General features: G+C 50.1%; 1 protein-coding gene. It reads right to left on the bottom strand.

Annotated features, from left to right (window positions below):
• Window positions 1–128: 128 nt before the first annotated feature.
• A complete protein-coding gene (locus tag KEC56_RS13815; protein WP_227531399.1) occupies window positions 129–1322 on the bottom strand; it encodes an IS4 family transposase in 1194 nt (397 codons plus the stop codon).
• Window positions 1323–1464: the final 142 nt, after the last annotated feature.

Genomic DNA, 1464 nt, shown 5'->3' with positions numbered 1-1464 from the left:
CTGTGTCCCTTAATCCAGCAGCATCATGAGGATTAAGGCACACAGCCTGATAGTATCTCTTGTTGCCAGCCATGTTTTGCAAGGGGGTTAAGCGCCCCGCGCCCTGAGGGATCCCCACAAACTCAGCGCTAATAAACCAGCACCATACTTCGGTAGGCTCTGGCGAGGTGGTTAAGAACGGTGCTCAGCACCGTTCGTCTTAAAATTAGCGGAGAATGCCGCAGGACATTTTCCGCTAATGTCAGATACGAAATGACTCTTCTCGACTTCAGACTGTTCGCCTGATATCTCAGATGTAGTCCTTTATTTTCAGCATGATAACCCAACAGCCACATCACTATAGTAACCAGGGTTGCCAGCAGGCTCAGTACCAGCAGACGACCCGCTGAATGGCTGTGGCTGGCTCTGAGACCAAAACCAAAGCGTTCACTTTTTTCATCCCGGAAGTTTTGCTCTATCTGCATTCTTCTGCTGTATAACTTCATGATTTTTCGGGCCTCAAATTCATTCGTGCTGCTGAAGATTAACCAGGGCTCTTTTGCCGCCTCTCTGCCTGCTTTTTCCTGAGAATAACGTGAGATCCGGCAGCGGGCGCGCTGGTTCTTTCTCTCTTTTGATGCTCTTTTATGGAAATAAAAATGGCCCTCACATCGCCCATATTCAGCCCTGACCAGCGTTCCTGCCCCCAGATATTTTGCTTTACTGCTGGCTCGCAACATTTTCAGTTTTAACCATCGTTCAGGAAGACAGGCCAGCCGGAACTGGACGTTTCCCCGTATCCGGCCAATAAAATCCCAGCCCAGTGAGCGGACATGACGGAACCAGGCGCTCTGGAAACCAGCATCAGTAATGATGATGACTTTTTTATCCGGAGAGATGGCTGCTGCAAGTGCATTCAGAAAATCCTTATGCACCTGAGCGTGTTGCTGCCGGGATGAGGGGACAACCTGACTTAGAAGCGGTATAGAACGCCCGTCGCAAACCAGGCTGGCACGCAGAACGTGGAATGCCTGAGAGGGATAGCCACTCCAGTCAACAGCAATGACGCACAACGTAAGGTCTCGGGTCAGAAGCCGGGTAATGTTATGAAAAATAGCCGGAATATCACGGTGTAAAGCATCATTGCCCAGCAGGCGATCGATGCGTTTAATCTTGTTTTTTACCTGAGCATTGCCGGGCAGATAGCGTCCAATGCTGGTAAGGGTGAGGGATGCGCCCCGACTGAGCGCAGCAGTGGCGTCAAGGATGGCACGCTGGCGGTACTGATGAAATGGAGCCAGAGCATCACGGAAAAACTTCTGGCATAATGAACGAACGGGCATAGAGGTGATCTCCCTGAATTGTTAGCACAACCAGTAGATCACAAAACTCTATGCTCGTCCTTTTTTACCCGCCCATTACTGGGGATTCCTCAGGGCCTGAGCCGGGTTTTTTGTCATCCACTAAAATTATTTGATTTTAGCT

Origin of the sequence: Microbacterium tenebrionis, assembly GCF_020682665.1 — a bacterium.
GTDB lineage: Bacteria > Actinomycetota > Actinomycetes > Actinomycetales > Microbacteriaceae > Microbacterium > Microbacterium tenebrionis.
This window is presented reverse-complemented; position numbering and strand designations above follow the sequence as displayed.

Excerpts from the sequence above, each read along its gene's own strand:
- KEC56_RS13815 (WP_227531399.1), bottom strand. The coding sequence starts at position 1,322 with ATGCCCGTTCGTTCATTATGCCAGAAGTTTTTCCGTGATGCTCTGGCT.